Origin of the sequence: Chengkuizengella sediminis, assembly GCF_010078385.1 — a bacterium.
Classification (GTDB): domain Bacteria; phylum Bacillota; class Bacilli; order Paenibacillales; family KCTC-33759; genus Chengkuizengella; species Chengkuizengella sediminis.
This window is the reverse complement of sequence record NZ_SIJC01000002.1, coordinates 496,662-519,605: the sequence shown is the minus strand read 5'-3', so window position 1 is coordinate 519,605 and position 22,944 is coordinate 496,662. Positions and strand designations below refer to the sequence as shown.

The following is a 22,944-nucleotide window of genomic DNA, read 5'->3' as shown; positions in this document are numbered from 1 at the left end:
TCATTGAAAATAAACAAATTTAAGTTTAGGATTCGATGATTTCAATAGACTTAATCGTTACTTCTTCCGTTGGTAAACTAGGGCTAGAATCTCCTCCGTTTGGATTCATAGTTACAGGAGTTTTAGCTATATTTGTAACTGTTTCCATCCCCTCAATTACCTTTCCAAAAATAGTATAATTAGGAGCTAAATTCAGGTTTCGACTGTCCTCACCAGTACAAATGAAAAATTGACTACCATTCGTATTTGATCCACTATTTGCCATGGCAACTATGCCCGGTTCATATGAATGGGGTGTTTCTAATTCGTCTTCAAATTGGTAACCAGGACCTCCTCTTCCTGTTCCTGTTGGATCTCCTGTCTGAATCATAAAAGTTTCCATAATTCGATGAAACGTAATACCTTCATAAAAGTTTTCATTTGCTAGGAAAACAAAATTATTTACTGTGATTGGTGCTGTCTCAGCAAACAGTTGAACTGTAAATTCACCTTTAGAAGTATGGATTACTGCAGAGTATTTTTTTGAAGAATCGATTTTCATTTCAGGAGGTTGATTCCAGCTATTGTTTTGTTGACCATTTTCAGCTTGTTCTTGATTTGTTGCACATCCAGTTAACATAATGGTAATAAACATTGCTAAAGTGATTAATTGTATCATTTGCTTCATTTTCATTTTTATGTCCATCTCCATCCATTTTTAATAAAAAAATTGTATCATTTGCCAAGGGCTTATTCAAGAAAACAAAGCTTAAGGATTGAAGAACAAGTATTCCAAATGTTATCATCAAAAATTGCTTATGTCTTGAATATGAAATCCAATTTATCCATAATATAATTATTGAAATCAATTTCAATAATTATATTATTAAAGAGAAAGAGGCGGAAAAGAGTGAAAACCATGAATCCAAAATCAATTTTTATAGTTTTATCCCTAATCGCAATTATTATTGCTGCAGTATTTTTCTTTATCAGAAATGGAGAAGATGGGAATCAACTAGTAGAAGGTGGAGAGCTATTATATAAAGATGCTGCTCAATCCATTGATGTTCGAGTGCAAGATTTATTATCCCGTATGACATTAGAAGAAAAAGCAGGGCAAATGACACAGGTCAATGTTACAAAACTTCAAGGAAGCTCAGAATGGGATGCAGGTGCATTAAATGATGAATGGTTAGTTAAAACCTTTAAAGACTACCATGTTGGTTCAGTACTAAGTGGAGGAGGAACGACTCCTGTTTCAAATGAACCCAAGTTATGGGCTGAGATGACAAATGAAATTCAAAAAAGTGCAATTGAAAATTCACGACTTGGTATCCCTGTTATATACGGTGTTGATGCAGTGCATGGTCATAACAATGTCATTGGAGCAACGATCTTTCCACATAACTTAGGGTTGGCCGCTTCACGAAACACAGAGTTAATTAAAAAGTTAGGTGCTAGTACAGCCAAAAGTGTTAGATCTACTGGCATACATTGGAACTTTGCTCCAGTTGCAGATGTAGGACGTGATTTACGCTGGGGACGTTACTATGAAACGTTTGGTGAAGATCCTTATCTTGTTTCGGAAATGGTAACCGCCTCTATAATAGGACAACAAGGCGAAGATATTAGTTTAGATGAAAAAGTTGCAGCTACCGCTAAACATTTTCTAGGTTATTCACAACCTTTAAATGGTCAGGATCGTTCATCTGCAGAAATACCATTGCGTACTCTGAGAGAAATTTTCTATCCCCCTTTTGAAAAAGCAATTGCAAATGGAGCTAAAACAGTCATGGTCAATAGCGGGGCTATCAATGGTGTTCCTGTTCATGCATCTAAATATTTATTAACAGATGTTTTAAGAGGAGAAATGAGCTTTGAAGGCGTGATTGTAACCGACTGGGAGGATATCATTCGTTTACATAGCCAATATCAAATTACTGACAATTATAAGGACTCTATTGCACTCAGCATCAATGCAGGTGTAGATATGTCCATGTTACCTGTTGGGATTGAAGACTATACAAAGAACCTAATTGAAGCAGTAAATGAAGAACTCATCCCAATGGAACGCATTGATGATGCAGTATCAAGAATACTTACATTAAAGTTTGAATTAGGATTATTTGAAAATCCATTTATAGATGCTGAAAAAACGGAAGCACTTACTTTAGATCAAGATAGAGAGCTAGCAAGACAAGCTGCTGTAGAAAGTTTAACTTTGTTAGAAAATGATGGAGTCTTACCATTATCTGAAGAAATAAAAACAATTCTTGTCACAGGTCCTAGCTCTGACAATATTGCAAATCAAATGGGTGGCTGGACAATTGGATGGCAGGGGTTAGTTGGAAATGAAGTTCCCCCTGCAGTCACCTTCCTAGAAGGAATTCAAAACGCCGCCTCACCAGATACAAATGTACTTTTTGAAACAGATACAGCTAAAGCAGTTGAAGCAGCAAAACAAGCTGATGTCACAATTGTTGTTTTTGGTGAAGGTCCTTATGCAGAATTTGATGGGGACACTACGAATGCAGCAGTGCCTAACAACCAAACTGAATTGATTCAAAAACTAGCAGAAATAGAAACTTCTGTTGTGGGTGTTTTAGTTGCAGGTAGGCCACTTATCGTAGCGGATCTAATTCGTGATATGGATGCCTTTATTATGGCATACCTTCCCGGTACGGAAGGCGGAAATGCTTTAGCGGATATATTATTTGGAAAAGCGAATCCAAGCGGAAAACTTGCTTTTAGCTGGCCAAAAGAAGTTGGGCAATTACCAATGTTCTATAACCACTATCCAAAAAGTGCAGCGAATGATAAAGCTTATTTACCTCTATACGAATTCGGATATGGTTTAAGTTATTCAAAGTTTAACTACAGCAATTTAAAGGTGGATGAAGAAGTAACTAAAAATGATGTAATAAAAATATCAGTTGATGTTACAAATAATGGTGATCTGGCGGGATCAGAAAGTGTTGAATTGTATGTAGATCAACAGTTAAGTTCAGCATTAACACCTGTTAAAAAATTAGCTGGTTTTTCAAAAGTAAATCTTGAACCAAATGAAACCAAAACGGTTGAGCTTGAACTCCCAGTATCACAGTTAGCTATCGTTCCTGGAGATATATTAGGTGATGATGTCATGGTAGTTGAAGAAGGAATATACACTTTAAATATTAAAAAACTGGCTAAACCAGTTACGGTAAAAGAAAGTATTGAATAAGATGTATTAAACAGTGCTGGACCTTATGGAGCAAAGAAGTTTTTTTAAAAGATAATCGACCTCTTTGCTCCACTCTCCTCTTCTCGGCTCACCATCTCACCACAAAACGGGTTTCTGTACCATAAACCACATTGCAATTAATAAAATAGATATGTAATAAATGACTGATCGTTTAAGTTTATTGATTAAAATAATACGATTCTCTTCTCCATTTTCTATTTTTCGAATGGTAGGTGAGAATGCACGCGCCATAAAAAAAATAGAACACATCAACACGAGCACTGTCATGACAATCCATGAATCTAACCAACCCCATCCCCCTAACCAGATTAATAAAATCCCCGTAGTTACTAGTAGGTGACCCGCATGTTTAGATAAACTCACTACAAAACGCATTAATTCTAATACCGTTTTTTCAATATCTACTTGATGTTTCAGTTTGTTTAACAAAGGAAACAAAATAAATATTGGACCAATAGATAGGATTACGCTAAATATATGTAAATATAAAATAATAAAATAGACCGTATACATATGTAGACCTCCTATTATGATTTCAGCAGAATGATATGATATAAAATCCAAAATGAATACAACATACAAAAGCAGTGTTTTCATAATGAGAACACTGCTTCTTGTTAGTAATAAAAAGAATTCATAAAAATAGATAATTAGTCTACTTTACGAAATTCGTGTACCCATACTTGCATTTGAGGTAACCAAGGCATTCCAGGATGAAAGGACATAATTTTTTCTTTATAACTCTTCATATCAGGATAACCTTCAGTTTTGGCATGTTCATCCGTCATGTCTCCTAATGATTGCTGGTATATGTTATACACTTCATATTTATTTCCTTCTAAGTCCATAATTTCTCCAATATCTGCGTACCTACCGTTTCTTCTTGTTGCCGTTTTTTCGCCATTTAAAACTCTTTTTACATCGTCCTTATCCGTAACCATTCTTTCAATGGTGCAAGTTTTTGGTGGAAGATTCGTTGTCATAATTACTGTGCCTCCTAGATTTTTCATTAATATCTACTTCTTTTCCTTCATCATTATATCCAAATTTCTGAACCAAACACAATTTATTTTAACGTATTTTTACTTTAAAAAGTTTAAATCATTCATATCGTTCACTAAAATTTCATTAACATCACTTTGAAGTCAGTTCAAAATGAATAATCCAACCTCTAATTTACAATTAGTCAAATAGAGGAGGTAAATCATCAAAGAAAAATCGATTTCTATTTTTCGGAATTTCAACTTTTACCGTATTTGATTTCCTACTGTACAATTCATATGCACTGTTATAAGTAATAATATAATACTCATATTCTTTTTTCTCTTGAATTGTAATGTCAATTATATAAGGATCTGGAGTTGTAAATACAAGTTCGTAATTTTTATCCTTCTTTTCTTTTTTGTATACAAGATATAAGTTATGATTCCCTTTCGTAGGGGACCATGTTAATTCGACTACACTATTCCTTTCATCATATGAAGCATTTAAGTCATTCACTGCCGAAGGTGGCTCAATAAGTTCATCTACCCCTTCAGGTCTGACAAACGAGCTTTGAGGCACATTTACAAGCGCTTGGGACATAACCTGTGAAAAAAGCTGGGCAGGGTAACTACTCGTTACTTTTAAATAATGTTGTGCATCTGTTTTGTCAAAACCCATCCACACAGCCGCTGTCCATTCTGGGGTATAACCTACAAACCAAAGATCACGCGTTGCATTTCGGTCAGTTACTTCGGATAACCCTATTTGAGTGGAACCTGTTTTACCTGCAACAGATCGATCTAATTGTGCTTTTGTTCCGGTTCCTTTTTGAACGACTCGTTCCATCATTTTTGTCATGTAGTAGGCAGTTTGTTTAGACATCACTTCTTTAGTTTCAGGTTCAGTTAAATAAACGGTCTCACCTAAATCATTGATCACTTTTCTGATAGAAGTCGCTTCAATCCATGTCCCATTATTCGCAAAACTACTGTATGCTTCGGCCATATCAAGTGGTGTCACTCCTGTAGTAAGTCCTCCTAAAGCAATCGATAGATTACGATCATTTTCATCAAGTTCGATGCCTACATTATTAATAAAATCAATTCCAGTTTGAATTCCGATTTCATTTAATAACCAAACCGCAGGTATATTGATAGAATCTTCTATCGCTTTTACCATTGTGACTTGCCCAAGATACTCGTTATAATAATTTTTTGGAGCGTAATTTCCAAACTTTATTGGCTCGTCCTTTAAATAAGAGTACGGCTGCCATGATCCTGTTTCTAATGCGGGTGCATATACAGCAATAGGTTTAAAAGAAGAGCCTGGCTGACGAGGAATGATCACTCGATTCAATCCTTTTTGTACTGTATCTCTTCCCCCTATCATACCTTTGAGCTCACCGTTATGATGATCCATGATCACCATACTAGCTTCTACCTGTTGTTCAGGACCACTTTCAGGAAACCATTGATCCTCTGCAAACGTCTGCTCTAATACTGCTTGTACGTTTTTATCCAATGTAGTGTATATTTTATATCCGCCTTCACGAAGTTCATCTTCAGATATCCCAGCCTTATTAGCAGCTTCTAATATGACATAATCAATGAAAGACACATTATTTTGTTTTTTTGCTGCAATCGGTTGATAATCCACTTTCTTCGCTTCATTCATCTCTGATTTGGCAATGATATTTTGTTCATACATAAGCTGTAGTACAATCTCTCTTCGTGCCTTAGATTTTTCAGCATCATCGATTGGATTATAGTAGGAAGGTGCTTTCGGTATTCCTGCTAATGTCGCGACTTCCCACAGCTCTAAATCATGTAAATTATCCTTTCCAAAATAGGACTTAGATGCTGCCTTCACACCATAAATATTTCCTTGGCCAAAGTAGATTTGATTTAAATACATTACTAAGATTTCATCTTTTGTAAATTGATTTTCAAGCGCAATTGCAATAGAGGCTTCTTGTACTTTTCTAAAGATCGTTTTTTCTGCTGAGAGAAACATGTTTTTTGCAAGCTGCTGAGTAATTGTACTGCCTCCCTCAACAATTTCCCCTGACACTAAATCTTTATAGAGCGCCCTACCAATTGCCCAAAGGTCTACACCACCATGTTCATTAAAACGTTTATCTTCAGTCGCTATAAAAGCATCAATCATTAATTCCGGGATATCAGTTGAACTGACAATTTCTCTATTTTCCTTAAAAAGTTTTCTAATTTCCTCTCCATTATGATCATAAATAATAGAGGCTTCTAACATATCCATTTTTTTCAAGTTCTCTTTTAATAATCTTTCACCGTTAAAAATAATCAGCAAATAACCCACAAATAAAAGTACTATAAGTACCATGATAGATATTGTGAGCCATTTAAAGAACTTTTTCATATTTCTTTTATTTTCTTTTTGTGTAGTACTTTTTTCTTCCTGATTCACTGTTTCGTTTAAGGATGACTTTTTCTCCATGTTGATCTACTCCCTGTTGTTAAAAAGCACAAAATAAACCACGAAAGCCAATTAAATATATAATGTATTTAAAGTATTTCTCTATTTTACCACAATCATCATACACCCACAAAAATGAGTCCACTTAGTTACATTTTGTTATTGATTATATCTCTTGCTATCCACACACCTGCTGCACCAGATTGAGCAAGCCCTCGTGTAATACCTGCTCCATCTCCACCGCAGTATAACCCTTTTATTTCAGTTTCAAAGTTTTCCGTTAACTTAGGTCTTGCAGAATAAAATTTGGCTTCAACACCATAGAAGAGAGTATGCTCTGATGCAATTCCTGGTGTTACTTCATCCAAAGCTTCTACCATTTCAATCAAACTAACCATCGTATTGTATGGTAATACCAAACCAAGGTCACCTGGAACAGCTTCCTTCAGAGTCGGTTCAAGAAACCCCTCTTTTATTCTCTGATCCGTAGAACGACGACCTTTCTTAATATCTCCAAACTTTTGCACAATGACTCCTCCATTAGACAGATCATTTGCACGCTGGCATATTTCTCTTGCGTATTCATTTGGTTTATCAAAGGGTTCTGTGAATTTATGTGAAACTAATAAAGCAAAGTTCGTATTGGATGAACCAAGTTTAGGGTCTTTAAATGAATGACCATTAGCAGCCATAACTCCACTATGATTTTCTACTACAACATGCCCTGAAGGGTTGCTGCAAAAAGTTCTAACACGGGTACCTACACTCGTATTAAAAATAAATTTCCCCTCATATAAATGTTCATTAATCTCTCTCATAACAACATCAGAGGTTTCGACTCTCACACCCACATCTACTTGATTGTTAACCATTTTCAATCTTCTACTTTTGAAGATTTCTGATAACCATTTAGAACCGTCACGTCCAGGTGCAATCATGACCGTTTCGCTTTTGAATTGTTGACCGTCTTTGAGATAGACTCCCTTTACAACGAGTGTTCCATTCACTTTTTCAGTGATAATATCTTCTACTTCAGTTTTAAACTTCATCTCGATTTTCGTTTTTAAATACTCATAAATTGATTTTAATATTTCTAGATTTTGCTCCGTCCCCAAATGTCTTACTTGAGCTCTGAGCAGCTTCAAACCAGCAGCATACCCCCGGTGCTCAATGCTTCTTACAGCCTCTGTTGTAGGATCCGTAATGTGTTCAGTTGCCCCATGTAGTCGGTTAATACTATCTACATATTGAATCAACTCTAAGACTTTTGACGGAGGGAGGTAGTCTGTCATCCATCCACCAAACTCTGTTGTTATATTAAATTTGCCATCACTATACGCACCAGCCCCCCCAAAACCTGCTGTAATAGAACAAGCTGGAAGACAACCTGCATAATCTTTCTTTCCTGCGGGAGGAGGACAAAGCTCAATCTTTCCTTCTAAAATCGGACATCTTCGATGATAAATATCATGTCCTTTATCTATTAACAAAATTTTCGCTTTGGGTTTTTTTATCGTCATTTCATAACTAGCAAAAATACCAGCTGGACCTGCTCCAATTACGATAAAATCATATTTTTCCATTATTTTATCCCTCTTTCACGTTGATTATAACGATAAAAAATCCTGACTACTAAAATGGATATGGGTAAACCAAAAATATCCATTCGTAGTCAGGAATTCACGGTTCCTTGTAGAGACCCTTGCGCCATATTCTCAAGGATATACGAACATTCATATTGAAATCATTCATGTATTCATCTATAAATTAATAATACATGAATGATTTTTGTCCTGTCAATAAAAATGTTCGTGTTTATATGAAGGTCAAAAAAAACAACCCAAATTATTTTTGGGTTGTTTCAGAGCATGGTTATGTAAAACGTTTTCCAAATAAATTAATTTAAACTTCGCTTTGACTATCCGACATCAAAGATACGTTTTTTTGAGGTGTAAAAGTGGAAATCGCATGTTTATAAACCATTTGTTGACGCCCTTCACTTTCAATAACAATCGTAAAATTATCGAAAGCTTTAATGAGACCTCGAAGTTGAAAACCGTTTGTTAGATACACTGTTACAGAAATACTTTCTTTACGAAGTTGATTCAAAAAAGTGTCTTGAATGTTAATGGATTTATTCATCAATGGAACCCTCCCTATTAAATTCATTTCTTCATACATAATTAAATATGTTGGAGTATTTAATAAGTATATTCAGAATTTACTGTAATCTTTCCACTATTATATCATGAATTTGTTTCAAATGAGCATCATAATTTTCAGAATTAGTTATATCAATCCAATTAATAGCATCCATATGCCTAAACCAAGATAACTGCCTTTTGGCAAATCTTCTCGTATTTCTTTTCAATAAATATATTGCTCGATCTAGGCTAATGTCACCTTCTAAATATGAAATTATTTCTTTATATCCTAACCCCTGCATAGAAACCATATCCTTAGTATAACCAAGGGCTAAGCAATTCTTTACCTCATCAATCAAACCAAGTTCTATCATTTGATCAATCCGCTGTTCAATTCGTTGGTACAGGATCGGTCTATCCATCGTCAGTCCTATAATACAGAGTTGATAAGGTGACTCTTTGAGTTGATTTGTCGTATTTTCTGAAAATGGCTTGCCTGTAAGGTGGTAAACTTCCAGTGCTCTAATCACTCTGCGTACATTGTTGAAATGAATATTCTTAGCACCTTTAGGATCGATTTCTTTTAATTTTTGATATAAAGCTTTCTCACCGTGTTTTTCTGCAAACTTCTTTTGTTCTGCTCTAAATGTCTCATCTGACCCGGCAGTACTAAAAGAAAAATTATAACACAGGGATTCAATATATAAACCTGTCCCTCCAACGATAAACGGTAGATGTCCACGTGCTGTAATATCATAAATGGCTTTTTTAGCTTTGTCTTGAAAGTCCGATACTGAAAAAGGGTCATCAGGATCATGAATATCAATGAGATGATGAGGCACCATGTTTCTTTCTTCTGAGGATGCTTTAGCAGTACCGATATCCAAACCTCGATAAACCTGCATGGAATCTCCAGAAATGATTTCACAGTGAAATTGTTTGCTAATGTCTAAACTCATTTTTGTTTTACCAACAGCAGTTGGACCAATTAAAACTAATAGTTTTGGTTTTTCAGTAACTTCATTCAAATTTCAATCACTCCGTAAGCTATTTGTGAGTATGTAGTATATATTGTATTAAATCCAAGTCTTTCAAACTCTGGACTGCGCTTTTTTTCCTTCATCACGATGGTTTTTCTTGCAACTCTTCTAGCTTCCTCCACTGATTTCACACTGATTTGAGATGAATTCACAATGCCTCTCATTGGTTTCAAGGAACTTGTTTCTTGAATCGGAATTCTGAACATAGGATCAAAATAAACAATGTCTACGCTATTATCTTCCATATGTATCAATTCTCTTTCATGATTTGTATGTTTAACTTTAATACGTCTCATCGCATCATTTACTGGTACAAGTTCAGTTTCATAACTTTGCAGCCCTTCCCTAATCAAAGTATAAAGGATTTTTTCGCTTTCCAATGAAGTCACTCTTCCTGAAGAACCTATAACATAAGAGAATACGATAGAATCAGAAGCTAAACCAGCAGTACAATCTAATACAGTATCGCCTGGTTTCGCTCCAGAATATTTAATCAAAGGATCATGCTCACCCTTCATCAATCGTTTTATGCGAAAATATGAACTGCTAGGATGAAAAAATAAAGGTGAATCTGTATTATTTTCTCCATAATATTTCAGTTCTATTTGTGAAACAATCAATAGAGGTTGATTGTCAATCATTTTTTTTATTTTTGTTATCGTATTTTTTTTTCGAGGTATCCATGTTCCATTCAATTCTTTAGCAAAGACTCTAGATTTTTCAATGACATTAATGGAAGCATCATAAGATGTAGATATAATCATTTCATCACTCACATCACTCTTTTAAACATTTTTTCGAGCTCATACGTAGAGAAACTAATCACAATCGGTCTTCCATGAGGACATGTATATGGATTCCGACAATCGATTAATTTATCTAACAATGCCTCGATTTCACTCGTACTCAGATATTGATTTGCTTTTATGGAAGCTTTACAAGAACACAGAATCGAGGATTTTTCTCTTAATTTTGCAATATCAATAGCTTTTTTCTCTGACAAAAGCCACTCCGCCATTTCTATAATAATTTCTTTTTCTTCCCCTTCTGGAAACCAATATGGATATGAGCTTACTCGAAAAGCCTTACCCCCAAAAAACTCCAATTGCACCCCAACCTGTTCAAAATAATGCAAACGATCCTTTAATACCTCCACTTCAGAAGGAGTGAATTCTAATGTAATAGGCAGCAATAATTCTTGACTAACGGGTTCTGGATTACCAAATTTCTGGTAATAATATTCGTAATTAATTCGTTCATGTGCTGCATGCTGATCTATAAGATATAGTCCTGTTTCATTTTGTGCGATCACATAGGTTCCATGCATTTGACCAATTGGATGCAGCTTTGGAAAATCAGGTAAACCACCTAGTTGTTCCTCTTTTGATTGATTTTGAGAGGAAATAAGTTGATTCACGGCTTCTCTTGAAGTTTTGTTATTGGTTCTAACATAACCTTTATCATCATTTGTATTGTATTTAGGTCGATCATATTGTTTATGATGATGATCAAGATCATCATCCATTGGATTTTGTTTATTACTGTTAGTGTCTGTTAAGAGTCCATCATTTGTATTCATGAACCCTGACTCTTTCGTTGTAGAGTTATCATTAGCTTTATGATTTGAATATAGATTTAATTTTTCCTGAATGACTACTGTTTTATCCTTTTTTGGCTCCTTCGCAGCTGGAATTAATATTTGCTGTTGAAGTAGCTTTCTAATCTCTTGCTCCAAAAACATCATTAACTCTTTTTCCTTACTAAATCGAACCTCGAGTTTTGCCGGGTGTACATTTACATCCAATAGTGTTGGATTCATCTGAATATGGAGTACACAAATCGGATACCTGTGTATGGGTAACAGTGTGTGATACGAATTTAATATCGCTTTATTCAGAAAAGGATTACGAATATACCTACCATTTATGATTAAAGAAATAGCTGAACGATTTGAACGAGTCATTTCAGGCTTTGCTATAAATCCAGATAAATTATAATCCATATTGCTACCTTCTACTTGAACCATCGATTTTGCAATCGTTCTTCCATAAATAGCAGCAATCACTTGCAATAAATCTCCATTACCTAGTGTTTGCAATAGTATTTTTCCATTATGAGTTAAAGTAAATCGAATCTTAGGATACGCTAATGCTAGTCGATAAATAAAATCAGAAATATGACTTAATTCTGTTTGAATCGTTTTTACATATTTCAATCGAGCAGGTGTATTATAAAATAATTCCTTTACTGTAATATCCGTGCCTTTTGAAGCTCTTGTTTCCCCAATTGTCTTTAACACTCCACCTTCATTCACAATTTGATAACCCAAGCCAGTATTTAGTGTAGAGGTGATACATGACATTTTAGAAACAGCTGAAATACTAGGAAGTGCCTCTCCTCTAAATCCAAGACTGCGAATTTGAAACAAGTCCTTACTCGATGAAATCTTACTCGTTGCATGTGGTAAAAATGCTAATTCACAATCCTCTTTCTCAATACCCGAACCATTATCCGTCACTCTGATACTTTGAAGACCACCTTCTTCAATAGAAATATCAATCTTTGAACTACCAGCGTCAATTGAATTTTCCACCAATTCTTTTACTACTGAAGAAGGTCTTTCTACAACTTCACCTGCTGCGATTTGATTCGCTATTTGCTCCTCTAAAATATGAATTTTCCCCATAAAATACTCCTTAATCTACATCAATTGTAATGATATTTTCAGTAAGTCCCCAATTAAATATTGGGAATTGCTCCTCAAATTCATTTAAATCAATGTAAGTTGTTCCGTTTACATTCATTAACCCTTCACTATTCACTGGAAAAGTGGCAGTAGACTCTTCTGTAATGATTTCAACTGCTTTTACGTCTGAATTCCAAGTGATTTCTCCTTGAATGATAGCAGATAAAATTCTTGAAGGGACGAACTTGTTGTCATCTTTTTCAATAACATCAATGATTGTTTTGAATTCTACTCCGTTAAGCTCCCAACGTTCATCCTCTATCGTTACTTTTATATCTTCTGCTCCAGCTTCATATAATCCCGTAATAAGCTGTGCAGCACGATTCTCCACTTCAATATCAGGTGTAATTCCAACCTGATTCACTTTATTTTGATTTGGTGTTAAATATTCATATGTTGTTACTTTCAAAACACCACCATCTGATAAAGGGAGAAGATTCTGCACACTCCCTTTTCCAAACGTTTGCTCTCCAATAATCGTAGCAATTTCATAATCTTGTAAAGCCCCAGATAATACTTCAGAGGCACTTGCACTGTTTCCATTAACTAAAATAACTACTGGGATAGAAAGAGAATTTCCATCTTCAATATTAATCACTTCAGTGTCTCCATTCTGATCACGTGTATACATCAATTTTCCATCTTCAATGAATTGCTCTGCTATTTCTAAAGCTGCATGCAAATAGCCTCCTGGGTTATTTCGAAGATCAACAACTAATCCATCCAAATCTTCTTTTTCTTGAAGTGTTTCAAGTTCTTTCTCAAATAGTTCTCCTGCTTTGTCAGTAAAACTTGTCAATTGTATATATCCAACACCACCATCAAAAGATTCTGATGTGATGACAGGTAATTGAATTTGTTTACGAATAAGTTCAAATCCAATCATCTCCTGGTCTCTTTTAACCGTAATGTTTACAGTAGTGTCTTCAGGTCCCTTTACTTTGCTTATTAATTCACTCATCTTAATGCCAGTCATGGATTCTCCGTTTACTTCTGCAAAATAGTCTCCTGACTTTAGTCCTGCCGCTTCTGCTGGAGAGCCAGGAAATACAATATCAATAAAAATCCCTGATTCATCCTCATTTAGTTGAACGCCAATTCCAACATAATTTTGTTGTAAACTGCTTTCATAAGCATCCCATTCTTCTTCTGTAAAATATTCAGTATATGGGTCATTCAATACTTGCAACATCGCATCTGCCGCGGCTTCTGATAATTCACTTTCACTGACTCCACTTACATGATAATCGCTAAGCTTTTCAAATATTTCAGCCATCTGTTCAAAACTAAATTCATTTTCTTCTGCAAAAACTGCAATTGGTACAAGTAAAGTAATCATCATAAATAAAGCTGTGATCGTGCTTATTTTTTTTAATAATTTCATTGAGTTATCACCTTTTCCCATAATTTTTAACGGTAAGGTTTGCTCTTATGAGTGACTTTTGCGGTTTATGTAAGTGGAAAGAATAAGAGCAAACACAAATTGTATTATAGTTTAGATTTTAAATCTGACAAAATTTGAATAGCTTGTAACGGTGTAATATTTAATAAATCTAATGAACGAAGTTCCTTTTCAATCATGTTATCTTTATTTTCCTTCTTCTGTTTGTTATTTACATTCGTGTTATTATCCTCTAATCCTTCAAATAAGCTCAATTGAATGGTATCAACTGTGTTTTGCATCATAGATTGATCTGTGTTATGTTCCAGCTTAGCAACAGCTGCCTCACGCACTACATCTTCATTCAATCTACCCGAACCCTGATCCACGGAACGAGATTCAAAACTGTTTAACAAAAGATAAGATCTCTCAATAATGGAACTCGGAATACCAGCTATCTGAGCACAATAAATTCCGTAACTTGTGCTTGCTGCACCTTTGATCAATTTGCGTAAAAATGTAACTTCATCTCCACTCTCCTTCACTGACATACTGTAATTTTTTAAGTATGGTAAATGTTTCTCTAAATGTGCCAGTTCATGAAAATGGGTAGAAACTAACGTTTTACACCCTATTTCATTATGAAGAAATTCTATAACAGCTTGAGCAATCGACATGCCTTCGCTTGTTGAAGTCCCTCTTCCTAATTCATCAATGATGACAAGACTTTTGGGAGTAGCCTTATCCGTCATCACTTGGATATCTTTCATTTCTACCATAAACGTGCTTTGCCCACTTACTAAATCGTCAGCAGCTCCAATTCTGGTGAATATCCGATCTATGATTGGGATCGTAGCTTCTGTTGCAGGAACAAAACAACCGATTTGAGCCATGATGCAAATAAGAGAAACCTGTCTCATATAAGTGCTTTTTCCAGCCATATTAGGCCCAGTAATGAGCAACATGTTTTGATTCCCTGATTCAAACAACGAATCATTAGCTATAAAACTCAGGTCTTTGGATATAGATTCAATTACTGGATGCCTTCCCTCTTTAATGTTCAAGTCATAAGATTTTGTCATCACTGGTTTACAGTACTGATATTCTGCACTTACTTTAGCTAGAGATTGAAATACGTCCAGCGTTGAAATGATACCTGCAAGTTTTTGTAATCTTGGTATTTGGATTTTAAGTTCTTTTCGCAATTCATCAAACAACTCATACTCAATTCCAACCATTTTTTCTTCTGCTTCTAGTATTAGTGCTTCTTTTTCTTTTAATTCAGGCGTAATAAATCTCTCTGCATTTGTTAATGTTTGTTTTCTTTCATATCTTCCCTCTGGAATAAGATTAATATTTGCTTTTGTGATTTCTATGAAATATCCGAATACTTTGTTGTAACCGATTTTCAGCTTTTTAATACCTGTAACTTCTCTTTCTCTTTGTTCTAGTTCTGCTAACCATTGTTTTCCATTGACACTGGCTTCACGGAGTTGATCTAAATAATCGTGATACCCTTCCTTAATCATCGATCCTTCTTTTACAGAAATTGGAGGTTCGTTTATAATTGCCTCTTCGATTCGTTCTTTTAAATCTGTACACTGATCCAACGAATGAACAAGCTCTGATAGATTATCTGATCTAGAATCGTTACAAATCTCAATTAATGCGGGAACTTGCTCTAAAGATTTCTTTAAAGCTACAAGATCCCTGGCATTTGCATTGCCATAAGAAATACGTCCAACTAATCGTTCAAGATCATACACATTTTTTAGCTTTTCCCTCAAATCTTCTCTTACGATAAATTGCTGAACTAATGTATCCACCACTTCTAATCTTTCGTTGATGGCAGTTTGGTTCATTAAAGGTTTGTCCACCCACCTCTTCAACAATCGCGCTCCCATAGAGGTCACGGTTTTATCCAATAACCATAACAAAGAACCTTTTTTTGACTGATCCCTTACCGTTTCTACAATTTCTAAATTTCTTCTCGTGAATGGATCAAGTGTCATATATTGATTACGCTCATAAGTGCGAATATTCGTAATGTGTGATAAAGCTCTTTTCTGCGTTTCTTTTAAGTATGACATTAATAACGATATACAATGTTGTGATGATGAGCTTAACGAATCCCATAAATCTGTTGCAAATTGATTCTTAACTGAATGTTCATCCTTGTCATTCCATTCCGTTATTAAAATTGTACGTGAGATTTGATTTATTCTTTCATGTATATAAGGGTATAATGATGCTTCTGATACAATTTCAACAGGAGAATAGGTTCCAATTTCATCTATGATAAAATCCAACGATGTTTGTCCAGAAGTTTCATATAATTCACCCGTTGTTAAATCACATGCCGCTAAGTTATATGTATCATCCAAATGAGAAATACACAAGATAAAATTGTTACTTTCGTCCCCAATCATTTTCCCTTCCATGACTGTTCCAGGGGTAATCACTCTCACAATTTCTCTCTTTACAACCCCTTTTGCTTCCGCAGGGTTTTGCACTTGTTCACAAATAGCAACCTTATAACCTTTATGAATGAGTTTAAAGATATATTGCTCAGCAGAATGATAAGGAACACCACACATCGGTATCTTCTCTTCTGCTCCACCTTCTCGACCTGTTAATGTGATTTCTAGTTCTTGTGCAGCAAGTTTTGCATCTTCAAAAAACATTTCATAAAAATCACCAAGACGAAAAAATAAAAAAGCATCCTTCGCCTTTTCTTTAATTTCAAGATACTGTTCTATCATCGGAGTATATTTAGCCATACCAGACCCCAATCTATTTTTTTTTGTATATTTAGTGTTCAAAAAGTTCAGTTTTCAGCACCAAGAAGATTGTGCGAACAGAAGCTAGTGTATTCCGGGGTCCCTGAAAAGTATTCCGACTACACTTCAAAGTAATACATCACTTTTTGGGGTGTAGCAAGTGTAGAGATTGGTTACATGAGCACCGGACTTCAAATGTGAGTGCAATATTCGATGTCGAAATAGCATCATCGGTCTACATCGTGATCACTACTTTAAACCAGTCACTTCCATGTGACTAGCGTAGTACCAGCACGTCCTGTACCGGCAAAATTGGACTTTTTGAACAACCTCTATTATAGCATGATTTAATAATTCATTTATAGTGATGAAAGCTCAAAAAAGAAAAAACCTACTTTTTAGGTAGGGTATCAAAGGGAGGAATCCTCCAACTTGTTCTAATGTCTAACTGTTCGTTCCAAGATCTCTTTTCAAATAACTGTTTCTTAAATGCCTGTAAATCTTTACTGTAAGTAGCGTATGAATCAAGTCCTTCAAGCTCACTCCAAATCTCTTTCACATAGGGATAGAGCGGTTCTTTGTTGCCATTATAAAAATGGGTCTGAACCGTTTCATCATTTAATGGTCTGCTTTTTAAATTCCAATAATGATCAGTAATTAAACGAGTTAAAGTTAATACCCCTTTTGTAATACTAGGTGTAACAATCCAACTAGGTAAACTTCGATATTCAAATCCACCATGTATTTGTGTACGAAAATCACCTAGAAAACCATATTTGGGGCGTCTTAACAGAGAAGTTCGATCCTCAAGCATCATGATTGGCAGCGTTAAATAATTATCTAGTACTCGTAACAAAAAAGAGTTTAACCATATTTGACTCATATGTATATGTCCGCCTAAAGGCAACCCCTTTACGGGCATTCCTCCAGCCAACCATTCTATAGAAGGATCATTGATTTGTCTTTGTGCAATATGCATAAGCTCAATGATATTGTTTGTTAATTGTTTTGGTATTTTACTTGGACTAGGTCTTAGTTCTGCGATGGGGAAAATCCACTTGTTACCATTTACTACTGAATCGCAACCCACTTTTCCTCTTCGTTTTAAAAAATTAGAAGCAAAGGTGATTTTCCCCTTATCATTACGTAATAAAAATTCAACATCTAAACCAAGTAACGCTTTTTTTGTTCTTCTTCTCTCCTCAATGAGTTCCCCATGATATGAACGAATTGCTTTTGAAAATAGTTCCCCCACGTTGCGATCCAATTTTGGAGTGGGATCCATATCTAAAATTGTACATTTTCTGGCTGAGATTAATCCAACCTTAACAACACCATAATCTAAACCTAATGCATAAATCGCTCTGATTGCATACCGACTTATTAATCTGTGTTGTCTATTCCTTAAATCAAAACTCACTTCACTCTGTGGATAGAGTACATTTTCAGTATGAAGAGAACATCTATACAGAGTTAATACTTTCAAATGAAACACAGGAACTAAGAAAACTTGTAAATAGACGTTTTGGCTAAACGGAGTTTGAACATGAATACCTTGACGATTTAGTATTTTTATTATAAGTTCTTTATCCTTAGCTTTCTCAGTAAAATGGGCAGGATTTAATACTTTGTACTCATCTGATACCTGTGTTTCATTACCCCACTGAATAATCACAGTATCTTTAGACAAGGAATCAGGTAGTTGGGTGCCGTGACGAAATAAGGAATTATTCCATAAACCTTTGAATGCTGGATCATTTCCATGTAACAAAAACAATTGATTCATTTTTTATCACCTGTTTTTTCGCCCATCATATAAATTTATTATATTTTAAAGAGAAAAAAAGGGCTCACGCCCTCTCCAAAACCTCTATTGACACATATGATAAGATAAATACAAAATTTAAATATCATCATCTAAGAGATCTGGATCTAAATCTTCAAAATCTCCGCCGTCATAATCAAAATCGAATTCTTTTTCGCCATCTAGATCATCAATACCATTTTCATTCACTAATACACAAACTTTTGTTTCCGCAACCATTTCCACCTTAAATTCACGCTCAACTTTGATCCGAACAGCATTGCCAGAAGTGACGATATTAGCTTCAACACAACTTGGTTCTTGTGTAGTTTCAGCAAATACTTCTGCAGTAGTTTTTCTATGATTTGGGTCTAGATAAGATAGAGGGACCGCTTCAACATACGATAATGTTTCCTTAGCTACTTCCGTCTGAGAGTTGTTGTCGTAAGAATACCAAAAGTTAATATCATAAGTACCAACTACTTCAATGCCATCATCAGATTTCACCGCTTCATACTGATGGTTGATAAGCCATACCCCCAAAACACTTGTTGGTTTATGAGGTGGAGTAATGGTATGTGTTACTTGTGAAAATTTCCGACCTTTACCACAAACAGCTTTCGTAATTATTTCTCTATACGATAAGTCTTTATCTGTGAGTGACATCCTATAAACCTCCTCCATACAATCATTCTTTAAAATTGTATGCAGGACATTGGTCTATAGTGACAAAAACTTTTTCTTTTCTTTTTTTGCGATGTTCAAATAGTCTTTCAACTCTAAACATAGTTGTAAAATAGCAGATCTAACCTCAAATTCTTTCCGTGTTTTTGGGAGATCCATTTCATTAAAAAGAGTTGCAACATGGTTTAGATCATCTAAAATCCTTCCACTATAATATTCTTCTTTCACTTCCTTGATCAATTCATCAAATACTGCGGCCGTCATTTTCCCCTGAGGAATGGATTCATACACTTGTGCTACTAAGTTCACCATCTTATGCACAGATTCCATTTGCCTGCCCCGCATTTGGAAATAATTCAACCACCCATTTTCTTGACGAAATAAATTATTTTCACTGAACCTTGTAGCTAAATCCAAACCCTCATTTATTTTTTTCTCCACTTCAATCAGTTCTTTTCCATGCCAAATCGTAGAATTATCCTTTAAGTGAGCTGACATTTGTTTGAAAATTTCAGAGAGTAGATCCTCTACCTGCACACGAATGGATTTTAAATCCTTTACTACTTTTGGCATATACAGGAAATTGATGAGTGTAGCAGACCCTAACCCGATTAATAACAGCCATATTTCATTTAGGATCATCTCATAATGGATAGATTGTTCACTAAACACATGAAAAACAATCACAGAGCTTGTTACAATCCCATCCTTCAATTTCATTTTTGCCAAAACGGGATAAGCAAGCAAAATATAAACCCCTAACATCCATATGTAAAAACCAATGATGTCAAAAAGAAATGAAGCTAATAATAAACCTAACACAGAAGCAAGAATACGTTGCAGTACATTCAGTAAACTCCTTCTCTTAGTGACATCAACACCAAGTATAGCTAATAAACCCGCTGAGAGAGGATAATTCAAGTTGAAGTATGTTGCGATATAAATAGCAATGACAGCAGCAACGGCTGTTTTTATGATGCGAATTCCCATGATCTTTCACCTCATGTGATTTCTTTTCTTTAAAGAAAAGATCAGCAAGGATACTTCCCCGCTGAACTATATTTCAAGAATCGTTTTGCTTTTTCCCATTAAATCTCGTATATACCTTTAAATTTCGTTTCTAAATATTTAATAAAGTATTCTGGGTTAATCTCTTCATTTGTCACTTGTTTTATGATTGCAGCAGGTGTCAGTAGTTTTCCATATTGATAAATTTGATCTGATAACCACTGTTTAATTGGCAATAAATCTCCATTTTCAATGTATGTATCAAACTCAGGTAATTGTTTTTGTATTGTGTTCATAAATTGTGCCGCATAAATATTTCCGAGAGAGTAAGAAGGAAAATATCCAAAATCCCCGCCTGACCAATGCACGTCCTGCAATACACCTTCTCCGTCATGAGATGGAGTGACACCTAAGTATTCTGTGTACTTCTCATTCCATGCTTGAGGTAAGTCCGCCACTTTTAAATCTTCATTAAAGAGCGCTTTTTCCAACTCATATCGAATCATTACATGTAAATTGTAAGTTAATTCATCAGCTTCAATACGAATTAAGGATGGTTTCGCTTCATTGGTACCTCTGTAAAAATCTTCAACTGAAACAGTAGCAAACTCATTTGGAAAAACCTCTTTTAAATTATTATAGTATCTTTTCCAGAAAGGTAAGCTCCGGCCAATCATGTTTTCCCAGAACCTTGATTGAGATTCATGGATTCCCATGGAAGCACCAGTACATAACCCCGTACCGATTAGCTCTGGTGAAATATTTTGTTCATATAAAGCATGTCCACCTTCGTGTAAACTAGAAAATAGAGAAAACGTAATATCATTCGGATAATAATTTGTAGTAATTCTGACATCCTTTAAATTTAAATTAATCATAAATGGATGAACAGCTTTATCCAATCGACCCGCTCCAAAATCATATCCCATTTCCTTTAATACAAATAAACTAAACTCTTTTTGCTTCTCCTCACTAAAAGTTTGATGGAGAAAAGTAGTATCTGGTTTATTAGATGACTCAACAATTTGGGTTACTAATGGCACTAGTCTTTCTCTTAGCGTTCCAAAAACTTGATCTAATTGACTTGCTGTAATGTTAGGTTCATAAATATCAAGCAAAGTATCATAAGGTGTCCCTTTCACACCCCAGTACTCAATAAACTTCTTTTTTAATTCAACAACTTTTTCTAAGTAGGGTTGAAATATTGAAAAATCAGATTTTTCTTTTGCCTCTTCCCATACAGATTCAGATTTTGAGGTTAATATAACATTTTCCTTGTATAACTCAACTGGGATTTTTTTATTTCTGTCATAATCCTTTGTATATTCCGTCACCATTCTTTGCTCTGTTTGATTCAATCCTGCAAATATCGAAGCTTCAGATAACTGAGATAAACATTCCCCCATTTGTTCTGAAGTTGAAAGATTAAATTGTTCTGTAGATAACATTCCAATCACTTCAGAACGTCCCTCTACTCCTTTTTTGGGTGCTCCTGTCCTTAAGTCCCAATAAAGAACAGAAAGTGCTTCGTTATATTCATTTATTTTTTTGACTAACTCTTTAAATGTTGTTAATGTTTGTTGACTCATTTAACCACTCTCCTTTTCAAATTAAGTATACAAATAACCTACAATAATATCAAAAGGTATATGAGAGGCTAAAAAATATGATAAAATAACTATGAAGGGCGTGAATACTTATGCAGATTTCACTTACAGAAAACGCTAAAAATGAGATTATGAATAAAGTGAATACAGATCTACAATATATTAAATTAGCTCATGATGCCGAAGGCTGTGGATGTATAATGAGTGGTGTCGCGCAATTATGGATCGTTAATGAAAAAGGTGAATTTGATTTGGAATCTAACTCTGATTCAATTTCAATCTTGTATGATTCAAGACACGAAGTATTTTTTGAAGAAGAAATGAAGCTCGATTATGATTCAAACAAAAAATCCTTTTCGTTGAGCAGTAAACAACAAATTTACAATGCTTCTTTAATTCTTCGCCACAAAGATAGAGAATCAACCGTAAATCCCCTTACGAAATAATGAAAAAGGAGATTGATAGGATTTTACCATTGTATACTTATACATAATTCAAACTAAGATAGGAGAAGAACATATGAGTAATCTAATAGACATATTAAATTTTAATGAACAATTTGTGGAAAATAAGGAATTTGAACAATATAAAACTTCAAGATATCCAGATAAAAAGATGGTGATCTTAACTTGCATGGACACTCGTTTAGTAGAGTTGTTGCCTAAGGCTATGAATCTTAAAAATGGGGATGTAAAAATCATTAGAAATGCAGGAGCAATTATAACACATCCCTTTGGAAATGTGATGCGCAGTATTTTAGTAGCCATTTATAAATTAAAAGCCAAAGAGGTATATGTTATAGGACATCATGAGTGTGGCATGACAGGGTTGAATTCTGAAAGTATGCTGGAGGAAATTAAAAACCGAGGGATTTCTGAGGAAACATTACAAACTTTAGAACATTCCGGTATCCAATTATCCAGTTTTCTAAAAGGTTTTGACAGTGTAACAGATGGTGTGAAAAATAGTGTCTCTATTGTAAAAAATCACCCACTTCTTCCCCCCGAAGTTCCTGTACATGGTTTAATCATTCATCCAGAAACAGGAGAACTTGAAGTTGTAGTGGATGGGCTTAAAGACAAATAGAATCAA

At 34.8% G+C, this 22,944-nt stretch carries 18 protein-coding genes and 1 riboswitch; of the genes, 3 read left to right on the top strand and 15 right to left on the bottom strand.

Features of this window, described 5'->3' with window-relative positions:
• Positions 1-25: 25 nt before the first annotated feature.
• Positions 26-667, bottom strand: coding sequence for a peptidylprolyl isomerase (locus EPK97_RS07010; protein WP_162035952.1), 642 nt, complete (start codon positions 665-667; stop codon positions 26-28).
• A gap of 231 nt (positions 668-898) precedes the next feature.
• On the opposite strand from EPK97_RS07010, the gene EPK97_RS07005 reads away from it, so the two are divergent.
• Positions 899-3,202 carry a beta-glucosidase family protein gene (locus tag EPK97_RS07005; protein WP_162035883.1) on the top strand — a complete coding sequence of 768 codons (2,304 nt, stop codon included), beginning with the start codon at positions 899-901 and terminating at the stop codon, positions 3,200-3,202.
• 96 nt (positions 3,203-3,298) lie between these two features.
• Here the strand turns inward: EPK97_RS07005 and EPK97_RS07000 are convergent, their stop codons facing one another.
• The 14 genes from EPK97_RS07000 to EPK97_RS06935 form a co-directional block, all read right to left on the bottom strand.
• A complete protein-coding gene (locus EPK97_RS07000) occupies positions 3,299-3,736 on the bottom strand; it encodes a hypothetical protein (RefSeq protein WP_162035882.1) in 438 nt (145 codons plus the stop codon).
• Positions 3,737-3,873: 137 nt separating this feature from the next.
• Positions 3,874-4,206: an ASCH domain-containing protein gene (locus EPK97_RS06995; protein WP_162035951.1), complete on the bottom strand. Its 333-nt coding sequence runs from the start codon at positions 4,204-4,206 to the stop codon at positions 3,874-3,876.
• A 199-nt stretch (positions 4,207-4,405) separates the two neighbouring features.
• A complete protein-coding gene (locus tag EPK97_RS06990; protein ID WP_162035881.1) occupies positions 4,406-6,679 on the bottom strand; it encodes a transglycosylase domain-containing protein in 2,274 nt (757 codons plus the stop codon).
• Between the two features lie 128 nt (positions 6,680-6,807).
• On the bottom strand, positions 6,808-8,241 hold the full coding sequence (locus EPK97_RS06985) for an NAD(P)/FAD-dependent oxidoreductase (protein WP_162035880.1): 1,434 nt from the start codon (positions 8,239-8,241) through the stop codon (positions 6,808-6,810).
• A gap of 66 nt (positions 8,242-8,307) precedes the next feature.
• Positions 8,308-8,407: riboswitch (purine riboswitch) on the bottom strand.
• 153 nt (positions 8,408-8,560) lie between these two features.
• On the bottom strand, positions 8,561-8,800 hold the full coding sequence (gene hfq, locus EPK97_RS06980; protein WP_162035879.1) for an RNA chaperone Hfq: 240 nt from the start codon (positions 8,798-8,800) through the stop codon (positions 8,561-8,563).
• 79 nt (positions 8,801-8,879) lie between these two features.
• Entirely contained in the window at positions 8,880-9,761 is an 882-nt protein-coding gene (gene miaA / locus EPK97_RS06975) for a tRNA (adenosine(37)-N6)-dimethylallyltransferase MiaA (protein WP_240903725.1), read from the bottom strand.
• A gap of 65 nt (positions 9,762-9,826) precedes the next feature.
• Positions 9,827-10,606 (bottom strand): class I SAM-dependent methyltransferase, encoded by a 780-nt coding sequence (locus tag EPK97_RS06970; protein ID WP_162035877.1) that lies wholly within the window; start codon positions 10,604-10,606, stop codon positions 9,827-9,829.
• Between the two features lie 8 nt (positions 10,607-10,614).
• A complete protein-coding gene (mutL, locus tag EPK97_RS06965; RefSeq protein ID WP_162035876.1) occupies positions 10,615-12,528 on the bottom strand; it encodes a DNA mismatch repair endonuclease MutL in 1,914 nt (637 codons plus the stop codon).
• Positions 12,529-12,538: 10 nt separating this feature from the next.
• Complete coding sequence (locus EPK97_RS06960) at positions 12,539-13,972, bottom strand: S41 family peptidase (protein WP_162035875.1); 1,434 nt, start codon at positions 13,970-13,972, stop codon at positions 12,539-12,541.
• 104 nt (positions 13,973-14,076) lie between these two features.
• Positions 14,077-16,749 carry a DNA mismatch repair protein MutS gene (gene mutS / locus EPK97_RS06955; protein WP_162035874.1) on the bottom strand — a complete coding sequence of 891 codons (2,673 nt, stop codon included), beginning with the start codon at positions 16,747-16,749 and terminating at the stop codon, positions 14,077-14,079.
• Positions 16,750-17,140: 391 nt separating this feature from the next.
• Positions 17,141-18,535, bottom strand: coding sequence for a putative amidoligase domain-containing protein (locus tag EPK97_RS06950; RefSeq protein ID WP_162035873.1), 1,395 nt, complete (start codon positions 18,533-18,535; stop codon positions 17,141-17,143).
• Between the two features lie 117 nt (positions 18,536-18,652).
• Entirely contained in the window at positions 18,653-19,219 is a 567-nt protein-coding gene (locus tag EPK97_RS06945) for an outer spore coat protein CotE (protein ID WP_160647765.1), read from the bottom strand.
• A 54-nt stretch (positions 19,220-19,273) separates the two neighbouring features.
• A complete protein-coding gene (locus EPK97_RS06940; RefSeq protein WP_162035872.1) occupies positions 19,274-20,227 on the bottom strand; it encodes an aromatic acid exporter family protein in 954 nt (317 codons plus the stop codon).
• 98 nt (positions 20,228-20,325) lie between these two features.
• Complete coding sequence (locus EPK97_RS06935; RefSeq protein WP_162035871.1) at positions 20,326-21,834, bottom strand: carboxypeptidase M32; 1,509 nt, start codon at positions 21,832-21,834, stop codon at positions 20,326-20,328.
• Positions 21,835-21,944: 110 nt separating this feature from the next.
• Here EPK97_RS06935 and EPK97_RS06930 point away from each other — a divergent pair, with 110 nt between their 5' ends.
• Complete coding sequence (locus EPK97_RS06930) at positions 21,945-22,298, top strand: iron-sulfur cluster biosynthesis family protein (RefSeq protein ID WP_162035870.1); 354 nt, start codon at positions 21,945-21,947, stop codon at positions 22,296-22,298.
• Positions 22,299-22,371: 73 nt separating this feature from the next.
• A complete protein-coding gene (locus EPK97_RS06925) occupies positions 22,372-22,938 on the top strand; it encodes a beta-class carbonic anhydrase (RefSeq protein ID WP_162035869.1) in 567 nt (188 codons plus the stop codon).
• Positions 22,939-22,944: the final 6 nt, after the last annotated feature.

Excerpts from the sequence above, each read along its gene's own strand:
- miaA (WP_240903725.1), bottom strand. The coding sequence starts at position 9,761 with ATGAGTTTAGACATTAGCAAACAATTTCACTGTGAAATCATTTCTGGA.
- mutL (WP_162035876.1), bottom strand. The coding sequence starts at position 12,528 with ATGGGGAAAATTCATATTTTAGAGGAGCAAATAGCGAATCAAATCGCA.
- EPK97_RS06940 (WP_162035872.1), bottom strand. The coding sequence starts at position 20,227 with ATGGGAATTCGCATCATAAAAACAGCCGTTGCTGCTGTCATTGCTATT.
- EPK97_RS06960 (WP_162035875.1), bottom strand. The coding sequence starts at position 13,972 with ATGAAATTATTAAAAAAAATAAGCACGATCACAGCTTTATTTATGATG.
- EPK97_RS07010 (WP_162035952.1), bottom strand. The coding sequence starts at position 667 with ATGAAGCAAATGATACAATTAATCACTTTAGCAATGTTTATTACCATT.
- EPK97_RS06930 (WP_162035870.1), top strand. The coding sequence starts at position 21,945 with ATGCAGATTTCACTTACAGAAAACGCTAAAAATGAGATTATGAATAAA.
- hfq (WP_162035879.1), bottom strand. The coding sequence starts at position 8,800 with ATGAATAAATCCATTAACATTCAAGACACTTTTTTGAATCAACTTCGT.
- EPK97_RS06990 (WP_162035881.1), bottom strand. The coding sequence starts at position 6,679 with ATGGAGAAAAAGTCATCCTTAAACGAAACAGTGAATCAGGAAGAAAAA.
- EPK97_RS07005 (WP_162035883.1), top strand. The coding sequence starts at position 899 with ATGAATCCAAAATCAATTTTTATAGTTTTATCCCTAATCGCAATTATT.
- EPK97_RS06950 (WP_162035873.1), bottom strand. The coding sequence starts at position 18,535 with ATGAATCAATTGTTTTTGTTACATGGAAATGATCCAGCATTCAAAGGT.
- EPK97_RS06985 (WP_162035880.1), bottom strand. The coding sequence starts at position 8,241 with ATGGAAAAATATGATTTTATCGTAATTGGAGCAGGTCCAGCTGGTATT.
- EPK97_RS06935 (WP_162035871.1), bottom strand. The coding sequence starts at position 21,834 with ATGAGTCAACAAACATTAACAACATTTAAAGAGTTAGTCAAAAAAATA.
- mutS (WP_162035874.1), bottom strand. The coding sequence starts at position 16,749 with ATGGCTAAATATACTCCGATGATAGAACAGTATCTTGAAATTAAAGAA.
- EPK97_RS06970 (WP_162035877.1), bottom strand. The coding sequence starts at position 10,606 with ATGATTATATCTACATCTTATGATGCTTCCATTAATGTCATTGAAAAA.
- EPK97_RS06995 (WP_162035951.1), bottom strand. The coding sequence starts at position 4,206 with ATGACAACGAATCTTCCACCAAAAACTTGCACCATTGAAAGAATGGTT.
- EPK97_RS06925 (WP_162035869.1), top strand. The coding sequence starts at position 22,372 with ATGAGTAATCTAATAGACATATTAAATTTTAATGAACAATTTGTGGAA.
- EPK97_RS06945 (WP_160647765.1), bottom strand. The coding sequence starts at position 19,219 with ATGTCACTCACAGATAAAGACTTATCGTATAGAGAAATAATTACGAAA.
- EPK97_RS07000 (WP_162035882.1), bottom strand. The coding sequence starts at position 3,736 with ATGTATACGGTCTATTTTATTATTTTATATTTACATATATTTAGCGTA.